The organism is Pantoea sp. X-Soil-TKNS-1280 (genome assembly GCF_059730475.1).
In genome coordinates this window covers 910220-933753 of sequence record NZ_AP035962.1, presented here as the reverse complement: position 1 = coordinate 933753, position 23534 = coordinate 910220, and the positions used below count along the sequence as shown (strand labels likewise).

The following is a 23534-nucleotide window of genomic DNA, read 5'->3' as shown; positions in this document are numbered from 1 at the left end:
CCGCTTGTTTTGATCAAATCAGCATCAGGCGTAGCCGTAGCTCATCAGACGCTGATAACGACGGTTCAGCAACTCTTCCGTGCTCAGCACATCGAGATCGGCCAGATCGGCCAGCAGCTGATTTTTCAGCGACGCAGCGATATCGAGCGGGTGACGATGCGCACCACCCAGCGGTTCCGGGATGATGGTATCGATCAGCTTCAACTCTTTCAGACGATCGGCGGTGATACCCATCGCTTCTGCGGCCAGCGGTGCTTTGTCGGCACTCTTCCACAGGATAGAGGCACAGCCTTCCGGTGAGATCACCGAATAGGTGCTGTACTGCAGCATGTTGACTTTATCGCCCACACCAATCGCCAGCGCACCACCAGAGCCACCTTCGCCGATCACGGTGCAGATCACCGGGATTTTCAGGCCAGACATCTCACGCAGGTTCCGCGCAATCGCTTCAGACTGACCACGTTCTTCCGCACCCACACCCGGATAAGCACCCGGCGTGTCGATGAAGGTGATCAACGGCATCTTAAAGCGTTCCGCCATTTCCATCAGACGCAGCGCTTTACGGTAGCCCTCTGGTGCTGGCATCCCGAAGTTACGGCGAATCTTCTCTTTGGTTTCACGGCCTTTCTGATGACCAATGATCATCACCGGGCGACCATCGAGACGCGCGATACCGCCAACAATGGCTTTATCGTCAGCATAGGCGCGGTCGCCTGCCAGCTCGTCAAAATCATCAAAGGCATTGCGGACATAGTCCAGCGTATAAGGACGCAGAGGATGACGCGCCAGTTGCGCGACCTGCCATGCACCCAAATCGGAGAAGATTTTACGGGTCAGCTCGACGCTTTTTTCACGCAGACGCTGCACTTCTTCATCCAGATTAATATCGTGTTTCTCATCCTGACGGCCAATCGATTTCAGCGAATCGATTTTCGCTTCCAGTTCAGCGATTGGCTGTTCAAAATCCAGGTAATTAAGACTCATAATGTTCCTGTTTTAGTCAAACTCCAGTTCCACCTGCTCCGACCCAACTAACAACCGCAAATCGTTGAGTAAACGATCGCTGGGCGAAATACGCCACGCTGCACCAAAGCGCAGCTTCGCCCGCGCATCTGCTCTCTGATAATAGAGATGCACCGGAATAGTCCCGGAACGATGAGGCTCCAGAGACTGGCGGAGACGGTTTAAAAGCTGGTCATCAATTTGCCTGTCCGTCAGCGAGATAGCAAGACCACGCGCGTATTTTTCCCGCGCTTCGTCAATGTCCATCACTTCACGGGCGGTCATTTTAAGGCCGCCACTAAAGTCATCAAAGCTGACCTGTCCGCTGACGATCAGGATTCGGTCCTTCTCCAGCAATTGCTGGTATTTATCCAATGCATCGGTAAATAACATCACTTCCAGACGACCAGAGCGGTCATCCAGAGTACAGATACCAATTCGGTTGCCGCGCTTGGTGACCATCGTCCGGGCTGAAATTACCAGCCCCGCCGCGACGGTCACTTTACCACGATCGGTCGGATGCATGTCCTTGAGGCGCATGCCGCCGACGTAACGTTCAATTTCTTTCAGATACTGATTAATCGGATGGCCGGTGAGATACAGACCCAGCGTTTCACGTTCGCCATCCAGCTGAATCTGTTCCGGCCATGGCGCCACGCTGGCATAGGATTTCTCCACCTGCTCCGGTTCTTCCGCCAGTACGCCAAACATATCCGCCTGGCCTATGGCCTCAGCTTTCGCGTGCTGATCGGCCGCTTTCAGCGCATCGCTAAGCGAGCTCATCAGTGCTGCACGATGCGGCCCTAAGCGATCAAACGCCCCGGACATGATCAGTTTTTCCATCACCCGCCGGTTGATCTTTTTGGTATCGGTACGCGCACAGAGATCGAAAAGCTCTTTGAAGTAACCATCGCGATTACGCGCTTCGAGGATCGCTTCGATCGGGCCTTCACCCACCCCTTTGATGGCACCGATGCCGTAAACAATTTCACCATCATCGTTAACGTGGAACGGATAAAGCCCGGCGTTGATATCCGGCGGCAGAACCTTGAGGCCCATACGCCAGCACTCGTCCACCAGCCCCACCACCTTCTCGGTGTTATCCATATCAGCGGTCATTACCGCCGCCATAAATTCTGCCGGGTAGTGTGCTTTCAGCCACAGCGTTTGATAAGAAACCAGTGCGTAAGCTGCGGAGTGCGATTTGTTGAAGCCATAACCGGCGAATTTCTCCACCAGGTCAAAGATCTTCATCGCCAGCTCGCCGTTGACGCCCATCTTCTCTGCGCCTTCCTGGAACACCGAGCGCTGCTTCGCCATCTCTTCCGGTTTCTTTTTACCCATCGCACGACGCAACATATCCGCACCGCCGAGGGTGTAACCGGATAGCACCTGGGCGATCTGCATGACCTGTTCCTGGTAAAGAATGATGCCATAGGTAGGTTCCAGCACCGGTTGCAGCGACTCGTGCTGCCACTCAATATCCGGATAAGAGATCGCTTCACGACCATGCTTACGGTCGATAAAGTTATCCACCATGCCTGATTGCAACGGACCAGGACGGAACAAAGCCACCAGTGCGATCATGTCTTCGAAGCAGTCCGGCTTCAAACGTTTGATCAGATCTTTCATGCCGCGCGATTCAAGCTGGAACACCGCGGTAGTTTCCGCGCGTTGCAGCATGTCAAAACTCTTTTTGTCATCGAGCGGAATGGCAGCGATATCAATCGGTTCCAGCCCCTGCTTCTCGCGGCGCGGGTTTATCATCTTCAGCGCCCAGTCGATAATGGTGAGCGTACGCAGGCCGAGGAAGTCGAACTTCACCAGCCCCGCGTATTCCACATCATTCTTATCAAACTGTGTCACCGGATGATTGCCGCTTTCATCGCAATACAACGGGGAAAAATCGGTGATTTTGGTCGGCGCGATCACCACACCACCGGCGTGTTTACCGGCGTTACGCGTGACACCTTCCAGCTTACGCGCCATATCGATCAGCGCTTTAACCTCTTCATCTGCCTCGTAGATTTCCGGCAGTTGCGGCTCGGCAGCAAAGGCTTTTTCCAGCGTCATGCCCGGATCGGGTGGCACCAGTTTGGAGATGCGATCGACGAAACCATAGGGATGACCCAACACGCGGCCTACGTCACGGATAACCGCTTTAGCCGCCATGGTACCGAAGGTAATGATCTGCGATACCGCATCACGACCGTACATTTCTGCCACATGATCAATCACCTGATCGCGTTTTTCCATGCAGAAATCGACGTCAAAGTCAGGCATCGACACACGTTCCGGGTTAAGGAAACGTTCGAACAGCAGGTCAAATTCCAGCGGATCAAGGTCGGTGATTTTTAGCGCATAGGCCACCAGCGAACCGGCACCGGAACCACGTCCTGGCCCCACAGGTACGCCGTTATCTTTCGACCACTTGATAAACTCCATAACGATCAGGAAGTAACCGGGGAAACCCATCTGGTTAATAACGTTGAGCTCAATCTCCAGACGTTCATCATATTCCGGCCGCCTCTCGGCGCGTACTGCCGGGTCGGGAAACAGGAACTCCAGACGTTCTTCCAGACCTTCCTGCGATTTCAGCACCAGGAAGTCTTCAGTGGTCATATCACCGGTGGGGAACTGCGGCAGGAAGTATTCACCGAGACGCACCGTGACGTTACAACGCTTAGCAATTTCTACGCTATTTTCCAGCGCTTCCGGGATGTCCGAGAACAACTCGCACATTTCCGCTTCGCTACGCATATATTGCTGAGGGCTGTAGTTACGTGGGCGCTTAGGATCGTCCAGCGTATAGCCGTCGTGGATTGCCACACGAATTTCATGTGCATCAAAATCGTCTTCATTCAGGAAGCAAACTTCATTGGTCGCCACCACCGGCACGCCTTGCGCTATTGCCAGTTCTACTGCGGAGTGCAGATAGCTTTCTTCATCCGGGCGGCCCGTACGTGTCAGTTCGAGATAATAGCGATCGGGAAAGTGTTGCTGATAAAACGCCAGACACTGCGTTACCAGTGCGTTGTTGCCGCGCAGCAAGCTACGCCCCACATCACCACGGCGACCACCGGAAAGCAGAATCAAGCCTTCCTGATACTCAGCCAGCCAGTCACGATCAATCACCGGGCCAGCAATACCGTAGCCGCGCTGATAAGCGCGTGAAATCAACAACGTCAGGTTCTGATAACCGGTGTTATTGGCCGCCAGCACGGTAAGCTGAGTGAGTTCATCGCCCATCAGCTCACTGGCAACGTTAAAATCAGCGCCGATAATCGGTTTCACCCCGGCACCATGCGCTGTGCCATAGAACTTCACTAACCCGCACAGGTTGGTGAAGTCGGTAATGGCGATGGCTGGCATACCTAATGAGGCAGCTTTTTTTACCAGCGGCCCGGTCTTCGCCAGGCCATCAACCATTGAGTAGTCACTGTGGACACGCAGATGTATAAAACGGGGTTCAGCCATATCAGTTTCCGGTTAAAACAGCGTCAGGCTATTAAAGCGTAGTCGGCTGACGCGCGGCCAGCACGTCGGCATCAATCAAGGCGTTACGTACCGGCGCAAAACTGCGACGGTGATGGGGTGTGGCACCATGCTGAGTGAGTTTTTCCATGTGCAGCGCCGTAGGATAACCCTTGTGCTGCGCAAAACCATACTGAGGGAACAGCAAATCCAGCTCGGCCATTTCACGATCGCGCGTCACTTTGGCCAGGATCGACGCAGCACTGATCTCCGCCACCAGACTATCGCCTTTTACCACCGCCTGTGAAGGCATGGGCAATGCCGGACAACGATTACCGTCAATCAACACAAAATCGGGCACCAGCGCCAGACCGGCTACCGCACGCTGCATCGCCAGCATGGTCGCGTGCAGGATGTTCAGCTGATCGATCTCTTCTGGCTCGGCGCGTCCGAGACTCCACGCCAGCGCTTTCTCTTTGATCTCTTCATACAACGCCACACGGCGTTTTTCTGACAACTTCTTGGAATCGGCCAGACCCACGATCGGTTTTGCCGGATCCAGAATCACCGCAGCAGTCACCACCGCACCGACTAGCGGACCACGCCCCACTTCGTCAACACCCGCAATCAAACGCGCATCTGGATAAATAAACTCAGCCATGGGCAATCTCCAATACGGCATCCGCGGCCTGCTCGTCGGCATTCCAGCGAATCTGTGCATGTAGCTCGTTAAAGGTGTTGAGCAACGCATCACGCTCCGGGCCAGCATGCAGCAGCGGTTCCAGTGCGGCGGCTAATGCCTCCGGCTGGCACTCATCCTGCAACAGCTCTTTCACCAATTCACGCCCGGCGAGTAAATTCGGTAAAGAAACATACGGGGTTTTCACCAGTCGTTTCGCCAGCCAGAAAGTGAAGGGTTTCATACGATAACCCACCACCATCGGACATTTTGCCAGCATACATTCCAGGGCTGCCGTACCTGATGCCAGAATCGCTGCATCGCTGGCGATCATCGCCTCACGCCCTTTGCCATCCAGCAGATGCATCGGCAGCTCTGGTGCAACCTCGGCTTTGATCTGCTCGAATTGTTCGCGGCGTTTGGCGTTTACCAACGGCACAACAATTTCCAGTGTCGGGTAACGCTGGCGCAGCAGCTGCGCGGCACGCAGAAAATCAGCGCTCAGCATTTCGACTTCTGCACCACGGCTGCCCGGCAACAGGCCAAGGCAAATCGCATCGTCGGCAATGCCTAAATCACGCCGTGCCGCCTGCTTATCGGGTTGCATTGGCATCGCATCGGCCATGGTATGCCCGATAAAACGGCATGGCACGTTGAAACGGTCGTAGAACGCTTTTTCAAACGGCAGAAATGCCAGCACCAGATTGGTGTTACGACCGATTTTAAATACGCGCTTTTGACGCCAGGCCCAGACAGACGGACTGACATAGTGGATGGTACGGATACCCGCACGTTTCAGGCGACCTTCCAGCGTGATATTAAAATCTGGCGCATCAATGCCTACGAACACGTCCGGTTGCAGTTCAGTGAAACGTTGCGTCAGGTCGCGACGGATTTTCAATAAGCGCGGCAGACGCTCCAGCACTTCAACAATGCCCATCACCGCCAGTTCTTCCATCTCATACCAGGCTTCGCAGCCCTCAGCCTGCATACGCGGGCCCGCAACGCCAACAAAACGCGCATCAGGGTGACGCGCCTTTAACGCGCGAATAAGTCCGGCACCAAGAATATCGCCGGAGGTTTCTCCGGCGACCAGGGCAATAGTCAGGGGACGCACTGACATGGATTAACGAATCAACCCACGGGTAGAACGGGCAAAGAAGTCATAGAAAGGCTGCACTTCGCTGTGAACTTTTGCCAGTGCTTCAATTTCCGGCTTGGCTTCTTCCAGCGTTTTATCGCTGCGATACAATAATTTATAGGCATTGCGAATCGCATGCAGTGCTTCTTTGCTGAAACCACGACGCTTCAGACCTTCGATATTGATACCAAAAGGTGTTGCATGGTTACCCTGCGCGATGACATAAGGAGGCACGTCCTGAGCCACGCCAGAACAACCACCGACCATCACATGTGCGCCAATGGTGCACCACTGGTGCACGGCGGTCATACCGCCAATGATCGCAAAATCATCAACGGTGACATGGCCGCCCAGCGTGGCGTTATTGGCGAAAATGCAGCGATTGCCAATCACACAGTCATGCGCGATATGGGCATTCACCATCAGCAGATTGTCACTGCCGACTTTAGTCAAACCGCCACCCTGCACCGTACCACGGTGAATGGTGACGCTTTCGCGGATGCGGTTGCGATCACCAATTTCCACGCGGGTCGGTTCACCGGCATACTTCAGGTCCTGATTTACTTCACCAATGGAAGCAAACTGATAGATCTGGTTGTCTTTACCGATACGCGTATGGCCATTCACCACCACATGCGATTTAAGCACCGTACCTTCACCAATTTCCACGTTAGCACCAATGAAGCAAAACGGGCCGATGTGAACATTGGCACCGATAATGGCGCCTTCTTCGATAACAGAACTGGGATGGATGTTGGCGGTTGAATCAATCACTAATTATGCCTCCCGGCTACGGGCACACATCATGGTCGCTTCGCAGACAATTTTACCGTCTACGGTAGCAACACCTTTGAAGCGAGTAAGACCACGACGGGTTTTCTCGAAAGTGACTTCCATGATCATCTGATCGCCCGGCACAACCGGACGCTTGAAACGGGCTTCATCGATACCTGCGAAGTAGTAAAGTTCGCCCGGCTCCAGTTTTCCAACGCTTTTAAACGCCAGAATGCCCGTCGCCTGCGCCATAGCTTCCAGAATCAGAACGCCAGGGAAAATCGGTTTACCAGGGAAGTGTCCCTGGAAAAACGGTTCGTTAACAGAAACGTTCTTCACCGCACGCAGATATTTATGCTCTTCAAACTCCAGCACGCGGTCAACCAGCAGAAATGGATAACGGTGCGGCAGCAATTCTAAAATCTCTTCAATTTTCAGAGTATGCGTTTCAGTAGTCAAAATACTCTTCCTGTCCTAAAAAATTCTGATGGCAACAATAACACGGCCTGCATCGATCAAAATGATCATCTGCAGGCCGCAAATCAGTTCGGTGGCGTTTCGCTTCTCTGCAATACCTGCTGCACTTCCTCAAAGCTGCTGAGGTGGAAAGCAGGTACGCTACTTATTATGAAGCGGGTTACGCGGGATGGCGTCAGTCGTCTTTGCCGACTTTACGCTCGATGGCTTTGAGACGTTTGCTCATGTCATCGATATTCATCACCAGCGCTGCCGTTTTACGCCAGGTTTTGTTGGGTTGCAGCGGAATACCCGAAGAGTATACCCCAGGCTCTGTGATCGGCCGCATGACCATGCCCATTCCGGTCACAGTCACTTTGTCACAGATTTCCATATGTCCGTTAATGACGCTGGCACCGCCAATCATACAGTAACGCCCAATCTTCAGACTACCCGCCATGATCACACCACCAGCAACCGCGGTGTTATCACCGATCACAACGTTGTGCGCAATCTGACACTGGTTATCTATGATAACACCATTGCCGATCAGAGTGTTATCCAGCGCACCGCGATCGATGGTGGTGCAGGCACCAATTTCCACCCGATCACCGATGATCACCGTTCCCAGCTGCGGGATTTTCACCCAATTGCCGCGATCGTTGGCATATCCGAATCCGTCCGCACCGATGACGGTGCCTGATTGAATCAGACAATCCTGACCAATCTGGATTTCGTGATAAATCGTCACGTTCGCCCACAAACGTGAACCGCGACCAATACGCGTCTGCTTACCGACAAAACATCCGGCACCGATAACGACGTCGTCGCCCAGCTCAACACCGGACTCGATCACCGCATTCGCGCCTACCGACACATTATTCCCCAGCTTCGCGGTCGGGTCGATCACGGCGCTGGGCGCGATATTTTGCGCGGGCTGAGGCGTGGTGTCCAGCAGTTGTGCCATGCGAGCGTAAGTCAGGTAAGGATTTTTCACCACCAGCGCGGCCGTATTACACCACTCCAGATCCGCTTCCGTCAGCACCACGGCCGAAGCCTGAACCTGGGCGAGTTGCTCGCGGTAACGGCTGTTTGCAAGAAAAGTGATTTGGCCAGTTGTGGCGGATTGCATAGAAGCAATGCCGGAGATGGCGATATCGCCATCTCCGTGCAATTCTGCATCCAACTGCTGGGCTAAATCAGCCAGTCGAATAGATGACATCGATTATTTAACCTGTTTTACAACGTCTGCAGTGATGTCTTTAGCATCGGAAGAAGTGTACAGCACGGCCTGAGAGTCCAGAACCAGATCGTACCCTTCGCTTTTCGCTACAGACTGAACTGCGGTCTGGATTTTAGCCAGCAGCTTGTTGCGCTCCTGCATCTGACGGGTCTGGTTGTCTTTTTCAAAAGCCTGAGCTTTTGCTTCGAAAGCCGCACGCTCAGAGGAGATTTGTTTCTCTTTCTTGGTACGATCGCTAGCTTTCATGGTTGAAGCATTGCGCTGCAGATCCTGGATTTCCTGCTGAATTTTCTGCTGCTGAGACTGGAGATCGGAGGCGCGGCCCTGGAACTCACTCTCAAGTTGCTTAGCAACAGCAGCACGCTGCGGAGACTGCTGGAAAACCTGGCTCAGGTTAACAACGGCGATTTTGTCTGCCGCCTGGGCACCAGCAGAAGCAGCTAATGCAACACCCAGAGCAGCGGCACAGAACAACTTTTTCACTATAAACTCCTTACCCTCAACATGTGTGTTTGCAGCGTGTAGCAGAACTACACGCTTGCAAGACGCTATTTATACCCGTTGGGTATACACTTCCCTGCTCAGAGCTTTACCAGGTTTTACCGATGTTAAACTGGAACTGCTCTGACTTGTCTCCCTCGACTTTCTTGACCGGCTGGGCATATGAGAACACCAACGGCCCCAACGGTGACATCCACTGTAGTGCGATACCGCTGGATACGCGAATATTGTTTGGATCGCTGTAGTCAGGAATCCCTGCCGCACGCGTTTCAGCAGTATTCTGCCATTTAGTATCCCAGACCGTACCGGCATCGACAAACAATGAGGTACGTACTGAGTTAGCGTACTTCTCACTCAGGAACGGTGTTGGTGTGATCAGCTCAAGGCTGGCCACTGCCATCGCGTTACCACCCACCGCATCATCCGACTTACAGACGCCATTCGGATCGGACAGCGTACAGGTAGACGAGCCATCGTTCAGATACGCAGCTTTCGGACCAATGGTGTTGGACTGGAAGCCACGAACGGTGCTGGAACCACCGGCGTAGAAGTTCTCATAGAACGGCATCTCTTTACCACCGAGTCCGCCACCATAGCCCACACGGCCACGGCCCAACAGCACCCAGGTACGATCCTGGTTAATCGGCACGTATTGCTGAGTATCCAGCGTCGCTTTGTAGAAGCTGTTGTCTGAACCCGGAATGGTGATCTTACCGTTCAGGTTGGTACGGTTACCCGACGTTGGGAAGAACCCGCGGTCAAGGGTGTTATATGTCCAGCCATAGTTGAAGGTAAAGTCATTGGCAGAATAATCACCATCTTTATTCAGACCCTGATGATTCCCTACTGAGTCGAGATAACGCCACATCGCAATCTGCGGCTGCATATTGGACAGGTCGTTATGTACGTAACCTAAACCAACGCGCAGGGAGTTGTTCTCGTTAATCGGGAAGCCCAGCGTGCCATCAAGACCATAACTTCTGTTGGTGTAGTCAGACAGGTCAGCATCGTCAGCTCTAAAGTCGTTATAGAAAATACGACCACCCAGGCTGACACCGTCCACCGTGAAATACGGATCGGTCAGTGAGAATTCAGCGTAGGTCTGATAATCGTTTTTGGTACCGCTGATACCGACGGTGTTACCGGTGCCGAGCCAGTTATCCTGGGTCACACCGACCTGGAAGCTCACACCACTCTCGGTGCCGTAGCCCACGCCGAAGTTAAAGGTACCGGTATTACGTTCTTTCACCTTGTAGACCACGTCTACCTGATCAGGTGAACCCGGCACGCGCTGGGTATCCACGTCCACAGTTTCAAAGTAACCGGTACGGTTCAGACGTTCTTTACCCTGATCAACCAGATCGCTACCCAGCCAGGCACCTTCCATCTGACGCATCTCACGACGCAGTACCGAATCTTTCGACGTATCGTTGCCTTCGAAGCGGACTTTACGCACGTAGTAACGGTTACCTGCATCAACGTTGATATGCAGTTTTACCGTCTTATCGGCATCATTGATTTCCGGCTGTGTCACCACACGCGGGTAAGCATAGCCGTAGCGGCCCAGCAGTTTCTTGATGTCATCTTCCATCTGGGTGACTTTAGTGCCGTTATACAGCTCACCCGCAGGGATTTTCGTCAGATGTTCAATTTCCGCCGAGTGGCCTGCCATGCTGCCGTTAACAATCACACCGGCAATCTTGTACTGATCGCCTTCGGTGATGTTGACGGTGATGTAGATGCCTTTTTTGTCCGGCGTCAGGCTCACCTGCGTTGAATCGATGTTAAAACGCGCATAACCGCGATCCAGATAGAAGCTACGCAGGGTTTCGAGGTCCCCGGCCAGTTTCTGTTTCTGGTATTTACGATCGCCCACCACGTTCCACCACGGTACTTCGTCACGCAGCTGGAAGCGGGAAATCAGTTCATCAGAGCTGAACGCTTTGTTGCCCACGATGTTGATCTGCTGAATCTGTGCAGAAACACCTTCCTGGAAGACAAACTTCAGATCGACACGGTTACGCGGCAGCGGCGTGGCAATGGCTTTGACGCTGGCGGTATATTTACCGACGCTGTAGTAGAAATCCTCCAGCCCCTTCTCAATGGAAGAGAGCGTGGTGCGGTCAAGCGCTTCACCGACGCGGATACCCGATGCTTCAAGGTTTTGCTTCAGCTGATCTTCTTTCACCGCTTTGTTACCGGAGAAAGTGATGCTGGCAATGGTCGGGCGTTCTTTCACCTGGACAATCAGCGTAGTACCGTCGCGCAGAACCTGAACATCTTCAAAGTTGCCGGTGGCGAACAGTGAGCGAATGGTATTTCTGATGTCATCATCATTCACTGTATCGCCGACACGAACCGGCATGCTTAGCAGAGCCGCGCCGACGGCGACTCGCTGTAGCCCTTCGAAATGAATATCCTTCACCACGAAATCGTCTGCACCGTACACGGTGGCGCTGCTAAACAGCAGCGACGCTATGAGCAACTTTTTCATCGCCATCGTTGTTATGCGTTTTCCTAACACATCCCACGTCTGTCTGCATTCCAGCTATTACAGACGTGAGAAATCATTGAAAAGTGCAAGCCCCATTAACAGCACCAGCAGAATTGAGCCAATGCGATAACTAAAGTCCTGAACTCGCTCGGACACAGGTCCACCTTTGATCTTTTCGATCGCCAGAAAGAGCAAATGTCCACCATCTAAAACCGGCAGTGGGAACAGGTTAATTATCCCTAAGTTGACGCTGATAAGCGCCAGGAACATCAGGTAGTAAATCACCCCATATTCTGCTGATAACCCGGCACCCTGCGCGATCGAAATCGGCCCGCTCAGATTATTCAGCTTCACATCCCCGGTTATCAACTTGCCCAGCATGGAAACCGTCAGCTTCATCAGTTGCCAGGTTTTTACACTGGCTTCACCAATCGCGGCGAAAGGCCCATACTGCCTTACCGTTTTGTACTCGTCAGGTAGCGGAATCACTCGCGGGATAACTCCTGCAAAACCTTCCGCTTTATCACCCGGCTTCGCTTCGGGTGTCAGCGTTAATGCCAACGATTCACCGTTACGCTCCACCTCCAGCGCCATGTTTTTGCCGGGGTTATCGCGCACCTGCACCACAAAAGTCTGCCATTGCGTTAACGGCTGACCATCGACTTTAACGATCCTGTCGCCCGCTTGCAAACCGGCTTCACTCGCCGGAGAGTTAGCCTGCACTTCGGCGAGGGTCGTTTCAATCTGCGGTCCACGCGGACGAATACCTAACGCAACCACCGGGTCCTGCTTGTCTGGCTCAAACTGCCAGTCATGCAAATCCAGCTGCTTCTGCTGGGTGGCCTGTTCACCAAACTGCGAGACGGTTAGCGTTGTACTTTGGTCACCGATTTTGCCGATCAGTGCCATGCGTACCGCATCCCAATCAGGCGTTTCGATACCATCTACCGCTTTAAGTTCCATACCGGAGGTAATTTGCGCTTCCGCAGCAATGGAACCGTTCAAAATTTCACCAACAACCGGTCGCACACCGGGCACGCCGTGAATAAACACCGCCCAGTACGCAATGATGGCAAAAATAAAGTTGGCAATCGGTCCGGCAGCAATAATCGATGCACGCTGCCAGATAGCTTTGTTATTGAAGGCCTGATGACGCAGTTCAGCAGGAACGCTCTCCACGCGTTCATCAAGCATTTTGACGTAACCGCCAAGGGGGATCAGGGCAATGACATATTCCGTGCCCTGACGGTCGCGGCGACTGAACAGCGCTTTGCCAAAACCAATCGAAAAGCGTTCAACTTTGACACCGCAACGGCGCGCAACCCAAAAATGGCCGAACTCGTGCACGGTAATCAGCACGCCGAGCGCCACAATAAAGGCTGCAAAACTCCAGAGTATGCTCAACATCGTCGCCTATCCTCAGAGGGTGCGGAACACCAGCAGCAGCAGGCAGGCAAAGACCGGCACCGCCGCTGTCAGGCTATCAATGCGATCGAGGATACCACCGTGACCCGGAATTAAGTTACCGCTGTCTTTGATACCGGCTTCACGTTTGAACATACTTTCTGTCAAATCGCCCAGTACCGAAGCCAATGCGGCGATAACAGCACAGATAATCAGGGTTGACGTGGCAATGGTTAATGGCGCGAGCATGGCAAACAGCCAGGCAATCACGGCAGAGCAGACTAACCCACCGAGGAAGCCTTCCCAGGTTTTACCCGGCGAGACTTTAGGGGCCAGCTTGTGTTTACCAAATAACCGGCCAAACATGTAGGCACCTGAATCAGCACCCCACACCAGAAACATGACAAACAGCAGCCACCAGGCTCCGGCGAAATGATCGGTATCGTAATGATACTGGCGCAACGCCATCATGCCCCAGAAGAAGGGGATCACGGTGAGCACACCAAACAGGAGACGTAGCGGGCGCGAATGACGCCAGACGGCCGCAGAGGCGGGATAGAATAGAACCAGCACCAACGCCACAACCCACCAGATAAGAGACGCCCATAACGAGCTTTCCATCTGCACCTGGTGCAAATCACGTTGATAAGGTTGCAGCGTGAATAGCATCACAGCCAGCAGCAAGCCACAAAGCACAGCCAGCCAGATGCGCTGCTGACGGGTCGCCATACCCGCCAGCTGCCCCCATTCCCAGGCGGCAAGCATACAGATGATGATGGTTGTTATCGCAAAACCGGACAGTGGTAACCAGAACAGCGCAGCAATCACCAGCGGGATTAAAATAAACGCGGTAATTAAACGAGACTTCAGCAAAGGTTACCCCCAGGTTGCTCAGGCGCCGCCTGGTGCAGCGCCGCCATAACGACGCTCCCGCAGAGAGAAAGCATTCAGTGCACCTTCAAAAACTTGTTCATCAAAATCAGGCCAAAGAACATCGGTAAACCAGAACTCAGCATAGGCGATTTGCCACAGCAGGAAGTTGCTAATCCGATGCTCTCCCCCGGTCCTTATCACTAAATCCACCGGCGCCAGCTCATTCATACAAAGGTACGGAGCCAGACTCTCTTCGGTTATCTGGTCAGGACGTAACAAACCTTCCTGAACCTGCTCGGCCAGTTTTCTGGCACCCTGGATAATATCCCAACGACCGCCATAGTTGGCAGCAATGTTGAGAGTCAGTCCATTATTTTGCTGAGTCAGTTCCTCGGCGCGACGAATGCGTTCCTGAATTCTGGAATTGAAACGACTGATGTCGCCAATAACACGCAGACGTACATTGTGTTTGTGCAGGCTTTTGACTTCACTATCAAGCGCCCAGACAAACAATTCCATTAAGGCCGTCACTTCCTGTATCGGTCGGCTCCAGTTTTCGCTACTGAATGCGTAAAGTGTGAGCGCTTCCAGCTTGTGGCTGACCGCAAAGCTGACGGCCCGGCGTACTGATTTTACCCCGGCTTTGTGGCCTGAAATACGCAGTTTGCCCTGATTTTTTGCCCAGCGACCATTACCATCCATAATGATGGCCACGTGACGCGGCGTACAATCAGACCGGTCATCGAATGTGTTGTGATTGTTGGACGACATAACGCGTAATAATTCCTTTAATCAGAAATGCTGTGGTTTCTGAATACATTGCGCCTGCAGCAAACACCGACTTTTCAGTCGGCTGGCATCGAAACAATGCCAGGCCGTGAAACGCGAGCGAGCGACTATACCATTTTCGCCCTGAGCTAACAAATAGCGGGGACAATCAACCTGCTATGCGCAAACGTGGCAACATTTCCGTGGCACATACCCGCGCTAACCGATCAATCTCCACTACCGCCTCAACGCTATCGGGTTCCCCGCAGCTCAGCGATGCCAGCACTTCATTGTTCAGTGCTGCGATATCGGTAAAGCGGATCTGATGCTGCAGAAATGCGGCGACCGCCACCTCATTCGCTGCATTCAGCGTCGTCGTGGCGGCCTGGCCAGTGGCGCAGGCGTCAATTGCCAGCTTCAGGCAGGGATAGCGCGCGTAATCTGGCTCAGCGAAGGTCAGCGCTTTCATTCGGGTGAAATCGAGCGGTGTCACGCCGGCAGAAATACGTGCTGGCCATGCCATGCTGTGAGCAATAGGGGTACGCATATCGGGCGATCCCAGTTGCGCCAGCACGCTACCATCGCAATAACGCACCATAGAATGGATGACCGACTGCGGGTGCAGGATCACCTCCATCTGCGCATCCGTTGCGTTAAATAGCCAGCGGGCTTCAATGTATTCAAGACCTTTATTCATCATGGTGGCTGAATCAACAGAGATTTTACGCCCCATTGACCAGTTCGGATGCGCACATGCCTGATCCGGCGACATGGCCGCTAACTCAGCTAGTGGCGTGTCACGAAAAGGGCCACCTGATCCCGTGAGGATAATCGACTCAATGCCGTTCTCCCGCAAATCAGCGTACCCCAACTGTTGCTGTATGGAAGCCGGTAAACTCTGAAAAATGGCATTGTGCTCGCTATCAACGGGCAATAACCGGGCCTGATGGCGCTGTACCGCCTCCATAAACAGGCGGCCGCATGTGACAAGAGATTCTTTATTCGCCAGCAGCACGGTTTTCCCGGCGCGAATGGCTGCCAGCGTCGGCAGCAGACCCGATGCACCGACAATCGCCGCCATCACCTGATCAACTTCATCCAGCGCAGCCAGTTCACAGGCAGCCTGAACGCCGGAGAGCACTTCAGTTTTGATGTTGAGTGCTCTCAGTCGCTCACGCAGCGCCTGTGCGGAGATTTCATCCGCCATCGCCGCATAACGCGGCGCAAACTGCTGGCATTGCTCGGCCATTAACGCCACATTCTGACCAGCCACCAGCGCTGTTACCTGATATTGCTCGGGATTTTCCCGCACCACTGCCAGTGTGCTGGTACCAATTGAGCCGGTGGAACCAAGCAGAGTTAATCGCTTCATGACGCTTTCCGTGTGTTTTCCGGAGAAGGCAGGCAGAAAATGCCCTCTTCCGCAGGGACAAAAATAAAACGCCGCAAGATTGTGCATTCCCAAATGGGTATACCTCTCTTGACGGCGTTTGTCGGACAAAGATGGAATCAGAACTCCATCAGTTCCTTTTCTTTCTCTGCCAGTGCTGCATCAACATTCTTGATGCGTGCATCGGTCATTTTCTGGATTTCATCCTGCGTACGACGTTCGTCGTCTTCGCTGATCTCTTTATCTTTCAGCAACGCTTTGATCTTGTCGTTGGCATCGCGACGTACGTTACGTACTGACACACGACCCTGTTCCGCTTCGCCACGGACGATTTTGATCAGATCTTTACGACGTTCTTCCGTCAGCGCTGGCAGCGGAACACGGATGTCGCTACCTGCTGAACTTGGGTTCAGACCCAGATCGGATGCCATAATCGCTTTCTCAACTGCCGGACCCAGGGAGCGATCGAAGACGTTGATTTTCAGCGTACGGGAATCTTCTACAGTGACGCTAGCCAGCTGACGCAGCGGCGTTGGCGTACCGTAATATTCAACAACAATGCCGTCGAGCAGAGAGGGAGAAGCGCGACCAGTGCGCACTTTGCTAATGGTGTTTTTGAATGCTTCCACGCATTTGTCCATGCGCGTTTCAGCATCTTTTTTAATTTCGTTAATCACGTTGAAACCCTTGGATTCGGTTTGACCTGGCCATTTCCGGGCTAACCGGAAGCGGTATCGATAATCATCGATCATCCTGATACCCGTCATACTTCGGGTATGGTGCAGCGCCCGAGCGCCGCGCCAACAGAATATACCCTATTTTATCTTGCGTCGGGTATTAATGCGTAATCAGGGTGCCTTCTTTTTCACCCATCACTACGCGGCGCAGTGCGCCAGGCTTGTTCATGTTGAAGACGCGGATTGGCAGCTGATGATCGCGAGCCAGCGTAAAGGCTGCCAGATCCATCACTTTCAGCTCTTTATCCAACACTTCGGCATAGCTCAGCTGTTCATACAGCGTTGCGTCCGGATTTTTAACCGGATCGGCAGAATAGACGCCATCGACTTTGGTCGCTTTCAGCACCACGTCCGCTTCAATTTCAATGCCACGCAGGCAGGCGGCTGAGTCGGTGGTAAAGAACGGGTTGCCAGTACCGGCAGAGAAAATCACAACACGGTTATTGCGCAGCAGGCTGATCGCTTCGGCCCAGCTGTAGTTATCACATACGCCATTCAGCGGAATCGCTGACATCAGACGCGCATTGACATAGGCACGGTGCAGCGCATCGCGCATCGCCAGGCCATTCATCACGGTAGCCAGCATACCCATATGGTCACCGACCACACGGTTCATACCCGCCTGCGCCAGGCCCGCGCCACGGAACAGGTTACCGCCACCAATAACCACACCTACCTGGATACCCAGCTCAACCAGCTCTTTCACCTCTTGCGCCATGCGGTCAAGCACACTCGCGTCAATACCAAAACCTTCGGCACCTTGCAGTGCTTCGCCACTCAGTTTTAGCAGGATACGTTGATATACAGGTTTTGCGTTGGTCGCCATGGTCAATTCTTCCTGGAAGATATGATGAAAAGGAGAAGTTAAATCTGATCAATCATCCGCTTAGCAAGAGAAAAAAGCTATTGGGAAGTGACTGAAAATGCGTCCGCAACAAAATGCAGACAAAAAAGAACCGCCTTCCGGCGGTTCTTTCGGACCAATTAAGACTGTTTGGACATTGCAGCAACTTCTGCTGCGAAGTCAGTCTCAACTTTCTCGATACCTTCACCCACTTCGAAGCGGATAAAGTTGATCACGTCTGCGCCTTTCTCTTTCAGAGCCTGGCCAACAGTTTTGCTCGGGTCGATAACGAAAGCCTGACCAGTCAGAGAAACTTCGCCGGTGAATTTCTTCATGCGGCCTTCAACCATTTTCTCTGCGATTTCTTTCGGCTTACCAGACTGCATGGCGATGTCCAGCTGAACCTGGTACTCTTTAGCCACCACGTCTTCAGACACGTCTTCCGGCTTAACGAATTCCGGCTTGCTTGCTGCAACGTGCATTGCAACCTGCTTGATCAGCTCTTCGTCTGCGCCTTTGGTAGAAACCAGAACGCCGATACGTGCGCCGTGCAGGTAGCTACCCAGCTCAGCACCTTCCAGAATCGCAACGCGACGGATGTTGATGTTCTCACCGATTTTCGCAACCAGTGCTACGCGCTCTTCTTCGAACTGCGCTTTCAGAACTTCAACGTCGGTCACTTTGCCAGCAGCTGCTGCGTCAATCACTTTGTCAGCAAACGCCTGGAAACCGGCATCTTTTGCGACGAAGTCGGTCTGGCAGTTAACTTCCAGGATCACAGCATAGCCGTCAGCGATCTTGGTTTTGATCACGCCATCAGCAGCAACGTTACCCGCTTTTTTCGCTGCTTTGATTGCGCCAGACTTACGCATGTTTTCGATGGCCAGTTCGATATCGCCATTCGCTTCAGTCAGCGCTTTTTTGCAATCCATCATGCCAGCGGCAGTACGCTCGCGCAGTTCTTTTACCAGTGCAGCGGTAATTTCAGCCATTCCAGAATCCTCGATTCGTTTCTCAGTGTTTGCACACTGCCAGAAACTTGTTGCGGAAAATTTACTCTGCCCCGCTCACCTGACAGGTCAGCGTGACAAACTTGGATATAATAAAGGGGCCTGTGCGGCCCCCTTAACAGATTACATCTGATGTCTAAGGGCTCTGTGAAAGAGCAGACCTTATCAGGCGTTCTCTAAAGACGCGTCTTCAGCTTGCTCAGCCAGATCCTGTGAACGGCCTTCGCGCACGGTAGTGGCAACGGCAGTCAGGTACAGGCTTACAGCACGGATTGCATCGTCGTTACCCGGGATAACGAAATCAACGCCGTCCGGATCAGAGTTGGTATCAACGATAGCAAATACCGGAATACCCAGGTTGTTTGCTTCTTTGATTGCAATGTGCTCGTGGTCAGCATCAACAACGAACAGTGCGTCCGGCAGACCGCCCATATCTTTGATACCGCCCAGGCTGTTTTCCAGCTTGGCCAGCTCACGAGCGCGCATCAGCGCTTCTTTTTTGGTCAGTTTGTCGAAAGTACCGTCCTGAGACTGAGTTTCCAGATCTTTCAGGCGTTTGATTGACTGACGAACGGTTTTCCAGTTGGTCAGCATGCCACCCAACCAGCGGTGGTTAACGAAGAACTGGTCGCAGCTCAGTGCAGACTCTTTTACCGCTTCGGCAGCAGCGCGCTTAGTACCGACGAACAGGATCTTACCTTTACGGGAAGAAATTTTGTTCAGCTCAGCCAGGGCTTCGTTGAACATCGGTACAGTTTTCTCAAGGTTGATGATGTGAACTTTGTTACGCGCACCGAAGATGAACGGCTTCATTTTCGGGTTCCAGTAACGGGTCTGGTGACCGAAGTGAACACCAGCCTTGAGCATGTCGCGCATGGAAACAGTTGCCATGATTACCTCTAAAGTTTGATTGGGGTTGGGCCTCCATGTATCCCATACAACCGACCTCTTACGAGGCACCCCGGCGTACGTGTCGATACATGTGTGTTTTAGTACACATAATGAGATTTATGCGTTTCCTGTCGGCCTGGCGGCTGACAGAGAATCGTCGGCGCGCTTTATACCATAATGCGCAGGAATACGCCAATAGTAGTTAGCGGGAAAAGGCTTAGTGTTTCCCGATTTGGCAGCCTAAATGCCTGCTGCTAACATGACTGCACAGAATTCAATTATCGTCGAAATTTTCGACAGCCGCGGATTAATTTAATGGCAATCTCAATCAAAACCCCTGAAGAAATCGAAAAAATGCGTGTTGCGGGCCGCCTGGCCGCTGAAGTGCTGGAAATGATTGCACCACACGTGGTACCGGGTATCTCTACCGGTGAATTGGACCGTCTCTGCCACGAGCACATCACCCAACAGCAGCAGGCCATTTCCGCCTGTCTCGGTTACCATGGTTTCCCGAAATCGGTGTGCATCTCAATCAATGAAGTGGTGTGTCACGGCATTCCCAGCGACGATCGCATCCTGAAAGATGGCGATGTCGTCAATATCGATGTCACGGTGATCAAAGATGAGTATCACGGCGACACCTCGAAAATGTTCATTGTTGGCAAGCCAACCATTCAGGGTGAACGTCTGTGCCGGGTCACGCAGGAAAGCCTGTATCTGGCGCTGCGTCTGGTAAAACCAGGCATTCGCCTGCGTGAACTGGGTCGTGCGATTCAGAAGTACGTTGAAGCGCAGGATTTCTCCGTGGTGCGTGAATATTGCGGCCACGGTATTGGTAAAGGTTTCCATGAAGAACCGCAGGTGCTGCATTACGATGCTGATGACAGTGGCGTGGTGTTGCAGGCTGGCATGACCTTTACCGTCGAGCCGATGGTTAACGCCGGTGACTACCGCATCCGTACCATGAAGGATGGCTGGACCGTGAAAACCAAAGATCGCAGCTTGTCCGCGCAGTACGAGCATACTATTGTGGTGACGGAAAACGGCTGTGAGATTCTGACCCTGCGTGAAGACGACACCATTCCAGCGGTGCTGGAAAACGTAGCGTAAATCTCTTCCAATAATGACCTCGCCGACCATGTGTCGGCTTTTTTATGGCGTGCAGACGAGACGATGTCGATGAGTGGTAGCGTGACCGAAGCAGTACACAAGGGCCTGACCGATTCCCCTGCCGACTGGCCCGATGAAGCCTTAACCCGCGAGAACCTCAAACTCTATCTCGAACAATTTCAGCAACATATGGGCGTGGCATTTGATGCCGGGACCGATGTTGAATCGCTGATTGATGTGCGCACGCTGTTTATCGACCGGCTGTTGCGTCGCTTATGGCGCTTCTTTGGCTTTGATCAGATGAAAGAGATCGCTCTGCTGGCGGTCGGTGGTTATGGCCGTGGCGAATTGCATCCGCTGTCAGATATTGATGTGCTGATCCTCAGCCGTCGCCCGCTGGATGAGCAGGCAGCACAGCGCACCAGCCAACTGCTGACGCTAATGTGGGATCTCAAACTGGAAGTCGGTCATAGCGTCCGTACGCTGGAAGAGTGCCTGCTGGAAGGACTGTCGGATCTGACTGTCGCCACCAACCTGATTGAGTCGCGCATGCTGACCGGCGACGTGGCGCTGTTTCTCGAACTGCAAAAAAACATCTTTAGCGATGGCTTCTGGCCTTCAGCACGTTTCTTTGCCGCCAAAATTGAAGAACAACAGGAACGCCATAAGCGCTATCACGGCACCAGCTACAACCTGGAACCGGATATTAAAAGCAGCCCCGGCGGCTTGCGCGATATTCACACGCTGCAATGGGTGGCGCGCCGTCACTTTGGGGCCACCACGCTGGATGAAATGGTCGGTTTCGGTTTTCTCACTGAAGCTGAACGCAACGAACTGAATGAATGCCAGGAATTTCTCTGGCGTATCCGCTTTGCTTTGCATCTGACGTTAACGCGTTACGATAACCGGCTGTTGTTTGATCGCCAGTTAAACGTCGCCCAACGCCTTCACTACCTCGGCGAAGGTAATGAGCCGGTTGAGCGCATGATGAAGGACTTTTTCCGCGTCACGCGCCGTATTGGCGAACTGAATCAGATGCTGCTGCAATTGTTTGATGAAGCCATTCTCGGGCTTTCCTCGACGGAAAAACCGCGCAGCATTGACGATGATTTCCAGCTGCGGGGCGATTTGATCGACCTGCGGGATCCGACGCTGTTCGATCGTGAGCCACAATCGATTATGCGTATGTTTTACGTAATGGTACGCAACGAGGACATTAAAGGCATCTATTCCACCACCTTGCGCCAGCTGCGTTATTCACGTCGTCACCTGAAACAACCGTTATGCCAGATCCCGGAAGCCCGCCAGACCTTTATGGCGATTCTGCGCCACCCCGGCGCGGTGAAACGCGCGCTGTTGCCAATGCATCGCCATAGCGTGCTGTGGGCCTACACGCCGCTGTGGGGCAATATCGTCGGCCAGATGCAGTTTGACCTGTTCCATGCCTACACCGTGGATGAACACACTATCCGCGTATTGCAGAAGCTGGAGAGCTTTGCCGATGAAGCCACGCGTCCGATGCATCCCATGTGTGTTGAACTCTGGCCACGTCTGCCGCAACCGGAACTGCTGCTGATGGCGGCGCTGTTGCATGACATCGCCAAAGGGCGCGGTGGTGACCATTCGATTCTGGGGGCGCAGGATGCGCTGGATTTTGCCGAACTGCATGGTCTCAATTCACGCGAAACCCAGCTGGTTGCCTGGCTGGTGCGTCACCATCTGTTGATGTCGGTAACGGCGCAGCGTCGTGATATTCAGGACCCGACCGTCATTCAGCAATTTGCTGAAGTGATGCAGAACGAAAACCGTCTGCGTTATCTGGTGTGCTTAACGGTAGCGGACATCTGCGCCACTAACGAAAGCCTGTGGAACAGCTGGAAGCAAAGCCTGCTGCGCGAACTGTTTTTTGCCACCGAAAAACAGCTGCGTCGCGGCATGGAAAACAGCCCGGACCTGCGCGAGCGCGTGCGCCATCATCGGTTGCAGGCGCTGGCCCTGCTGCGCATGGAAAACCTCGACGAAGAACGGTTGCAGCATATCTGGAGCCGCTGCCGTTCCGATTATTTCCTGCGTCACACCCCTAATCAGCTGGCATGGCATGCACGCCATCTGATTAACCATGATTTGAGCAAGCCACTGGTGCTGGTCAGCCCGCAGGCCACCCGTGGCGGTACCGAAATTTTTATCTGGAGCCCGGATCGCCCTTATCTGTTCGCCGCAGTGGCAGGCGAGCTGGATCGGCGTAACCTTAGCGTGCACGACGCGCAGATCTTTACCAGCCGTGATGGCATGGCAATGGATACCTTTATCGTGCTGGAACCCGATGGCAGCCCGCTGGCCGCCGATCGTCATCCGATGATCATCCACGCGCTGGAACAGGCGATCGCGCAAACCGAGTGGGTACCGCCGCGCGTGCGCCGCCAGTCATCACGCCTCAAGCACTTCAGCGTAGACACCGAAGTCAGCTTCCTGCCAACCCATACCGATCGCCGCAGCTATCTGGAATTGATCGCGCTCGATCAGCCTGGCCTGCTGGCGCGGGTAGGTGAAGTCTTTGCCGATTTAGGCGTCTCACTGCATGGCGCGCGTATCAGTACAATTGGTGAGCGGGTTGAGGATCTTTTCATCCTGGCGAACAGCGAGCGACGTGCGCTTGATGTCGAAATGCGCAATGTGTTGCAACAACGGTTGACAGAGGCCCTTAATCCAAACGATAAAGTGTGACCGCAATCGATTTATTATC

At 53.3% G+C, this 23534-nt stretch carries 19 protein-coding genes; 2 read left to right on the top strand and 17 right to left on the bottom strand.

Features of this window, described 5'->3' with window-relative positions; all coding sequences use genetic code 11:
• Positions 1–24: 24 nt before the first annotated feature.
• From accA to rpsB, 17 genes are all read right to left on the bottom strand, one after another.
• The gene (gene accA, locus AC6I8X_RS04180) at positions 25–984 is read right to left on the bottom strand and encodes an acetyl-CoA carboxylase carboxyl transferase subunit alpha (protein ID WP_299457286.1); all 960 of its coding nucleotides are present in this window, start codon (positions 982–984) and stop codon (positions 25–27) included.
• A 12-nt stretch (positions 985–996) separates the two neighbouring features.
• Entirely contained in the window at positions 997–4479 is a 3483-nt protein-coding gene (gene dnaE / locus AC6I8X_RS04175; RefSeq protein ID WP_313686021.1) for a DNA polymerase III subunit alpha, read from the bottom strand.
• Between the two features lie 31 nt (positions 4480–4510).
• Positions 4511–5137: a ribonuclease HII gene (gene rnhB, locus AC6I8X_RS04170; protein WP_299457291.1), complete on the bottom strand. Its 627-nt coding sequence runs from the start codon at positions 5135–5137 to the stop codon at positions 4511–4513.
• On the bottom strand, positions 5130–6278 hold the full coding sequence (gene lpxB, locus AC6I8X_RS04165; protein WP_313686017.1) for a lipid-A-disaccharide synthase: 1149 nt from the start codon (positions 6276–6278) through the stop codon (positions 5130–5132). The genes rnhB and lpxB overlap by 8 nt, the downstream gene beginning before the upstream one ends.
• Before the next feature lie 3 nt (positions 6279–6281).
• A complete protein-coding gene (gene lpxA, locus AC6I8X_RS04160; protein WP_313686015.1) occupies positions 6282–7070 on the bottom strand; it encodes an acyl-ACP--UDP-N-acetylglucosamine O-acyltransferase in 789 nt (262 codons plus the stop codon).
• 3 nt (positions 7071–7073) lie between these two features.
• Positions 7074–7529, bottom strand: a complete 456-nt coding sequence (fabZ, locus tag AC6I8X_RS04155) for a 3-hydroxyacyl-ACP dehydratase FabZ (protein ID WP_013507953.1) — start codon at positions 7527–7529, stop codon at positions 7074–7076.
• Positions 7530–7722: 193 nt separating this feature from the next.
• A complete protein-coding gene (gene lpxD / locus AC6I8X_RS04150) occupies positions 7723–8748 on the bottom strand; it encodes a UDP-3-O-(3-hydroxymyristoyl)glucosamine N-acyltransferase (RefSeq protein ID WP_299457314.1) in 1026 nt (341 codons plus the stop codon).
• A 3-nt stretch (positions 8749–8751) separates the two neighbouring features.
• Positions 8752–9252, bottom strand: a complete 501-nt coding sequence (locus AC6I8X_RS04145; RefSeq protein ID WP_299457315.1) for an OmpH family outer membrane protein — start codon at positions 9250–9252, stop codon at positions 8752–8754.
• A gap of 106 nt (positions 9253–9358) precedes the next feature.
• A complete protein-coding gene (bamA, locus tag AC6I8X_RS04140; protein ID WP_313686026.1) occupies positions 9359–11770 on the bottom strand; it encodes an outer membrane protein assembly factor BamA in 2412 nt (803 codons plus the stop codon).
• 51 nt (positions 11771–11821) lie between these two features.
• Positions 11822–13171: a sigma E protease regulator RseP gene (rseP, locus tag AC6I8X_RS04135; protein ID WP_313686007.1), complete on the bottom strand. Its 1350-nt coding sequence runs from the start codon at positions 13169–13171 to the stop codon at positions 11822–11824.
• Positions 13172–13183: 12 nt separating this feature from the next.
• Positions 13184–14041 carry a phosphatidate cytidylyltransferase gene (gene cdsA, locus AC6I8X_RS04130; protein ID WP_313686005.1) on the bottom strand — a complete coding sequence of 286 codons (858 nt, stop codon included), beginning with the start codon at positions 14039–14041 and terminating at the stop codon, positions 13184–13186.
• 18 nt (positions 14042–14059) lie between these two features.
• The gene (gene ispU, locus AC6I8X_RS04125) at positions 14060–14812 is read right to left on the bottom strand and encodes a (2E,6E)-farnesyl-diphosphate-specific ditrans,polycis-undecaprenyl-diphosphate synthase (RefSeq protein WP_299457318.1); all 753 of its coding nucleotides are present in this window, start codon (positions 14810–14812) and stop codon (positions 14060–14062) included.
• A gap of 166 nt (positions 14813–14978) precedes the next feature.
• Positions 14979–16181 (bottom strand): 1-deoxy-D-xylulose-5-phosphate reductoisomerase, encoded by a 1203-nt coding sequence (gene ispC, locus AC6I8X_RS04120; protein WP_497840617.1) that lies wholly within the window; start codon positions 16179–16181, stop codon positions 14979–14981.
• A 137-nt stretch (positions 16182–16318) separates the two neighbouring features.
• Positions 16319–16876, bottom strand: coding sequence for a ribosome recycling factor (gene frr / locus AC6I8X_RS04115; RefSeq protein ID WP_084878324.1), 558 nt, complete (start codon positions 16874–16876; stop codon positions 16319–16321).
• Between the two features lie 160 nt (positions 16877–17036).
• Complete coding sequence (gene pyrH, locus AC6I8X_RS04110; protein WP_084872843.1) at positions 17037–17762, bottom strand: UMP kinase; 726 nt, start codon at positions 17760–17762, stop codon at positions 17037–17039.
• Positions 17763–17920: 158 nt separating this feature from the next.
• Positions 17921–18772 (bottom strand): translation elongation factor Ts, encoded by an 852-nt coding sequence (tsf, locus tag AC6I8X_RS04105; RefSeq protein ID WP_299457321.1) that lies wholly within the window; start codon positions 18770–18772, stop codon positions 17921–17923.
• A 183-nt stretch (positions 18773–18955) separates the two neighbouring features.
• Positions 18956–19681, bottom strand: coding sequence for a 30S ribosomal protein S2 (gene rpsB, locus AC6I8X_RS04100; protein WP_013507942.1), 726 nt, complete (start codon positions 19679–19681; stop codon positions 18956–18958).
• Positions 19682–19996: 315 nt separating this feature from the next.
• On the opposite strand from rpsB, the gene map reads away from it, so the two are divergent.
• Positions 19997–20791, top strand: coding sequence for a type I methionyl aminopeptidase (gene map, locus AC6I8X_RS04095; protein ID WP_299457323.1), 795 nt, complete (start codon positions 19997–19999; stop codon positions 20789–20791).
• 69 nt (positions 20792–20860) lie between these two features.
• Positions 20861–23515: a bifunctional uridylyltransferase/uridylyl-removing protein GlnD gene (gene glnD, locus AC6I8X_RS04090; RefSeq protein ID WP_497840616.1), complete on the top strand. Its 2655-nt coding sequence runs from the start codon at positions 20861–20863 to the stop codon at positions 23513–23515.
• Positions 23516–23534: the final 19 nt, after the last annotated feature.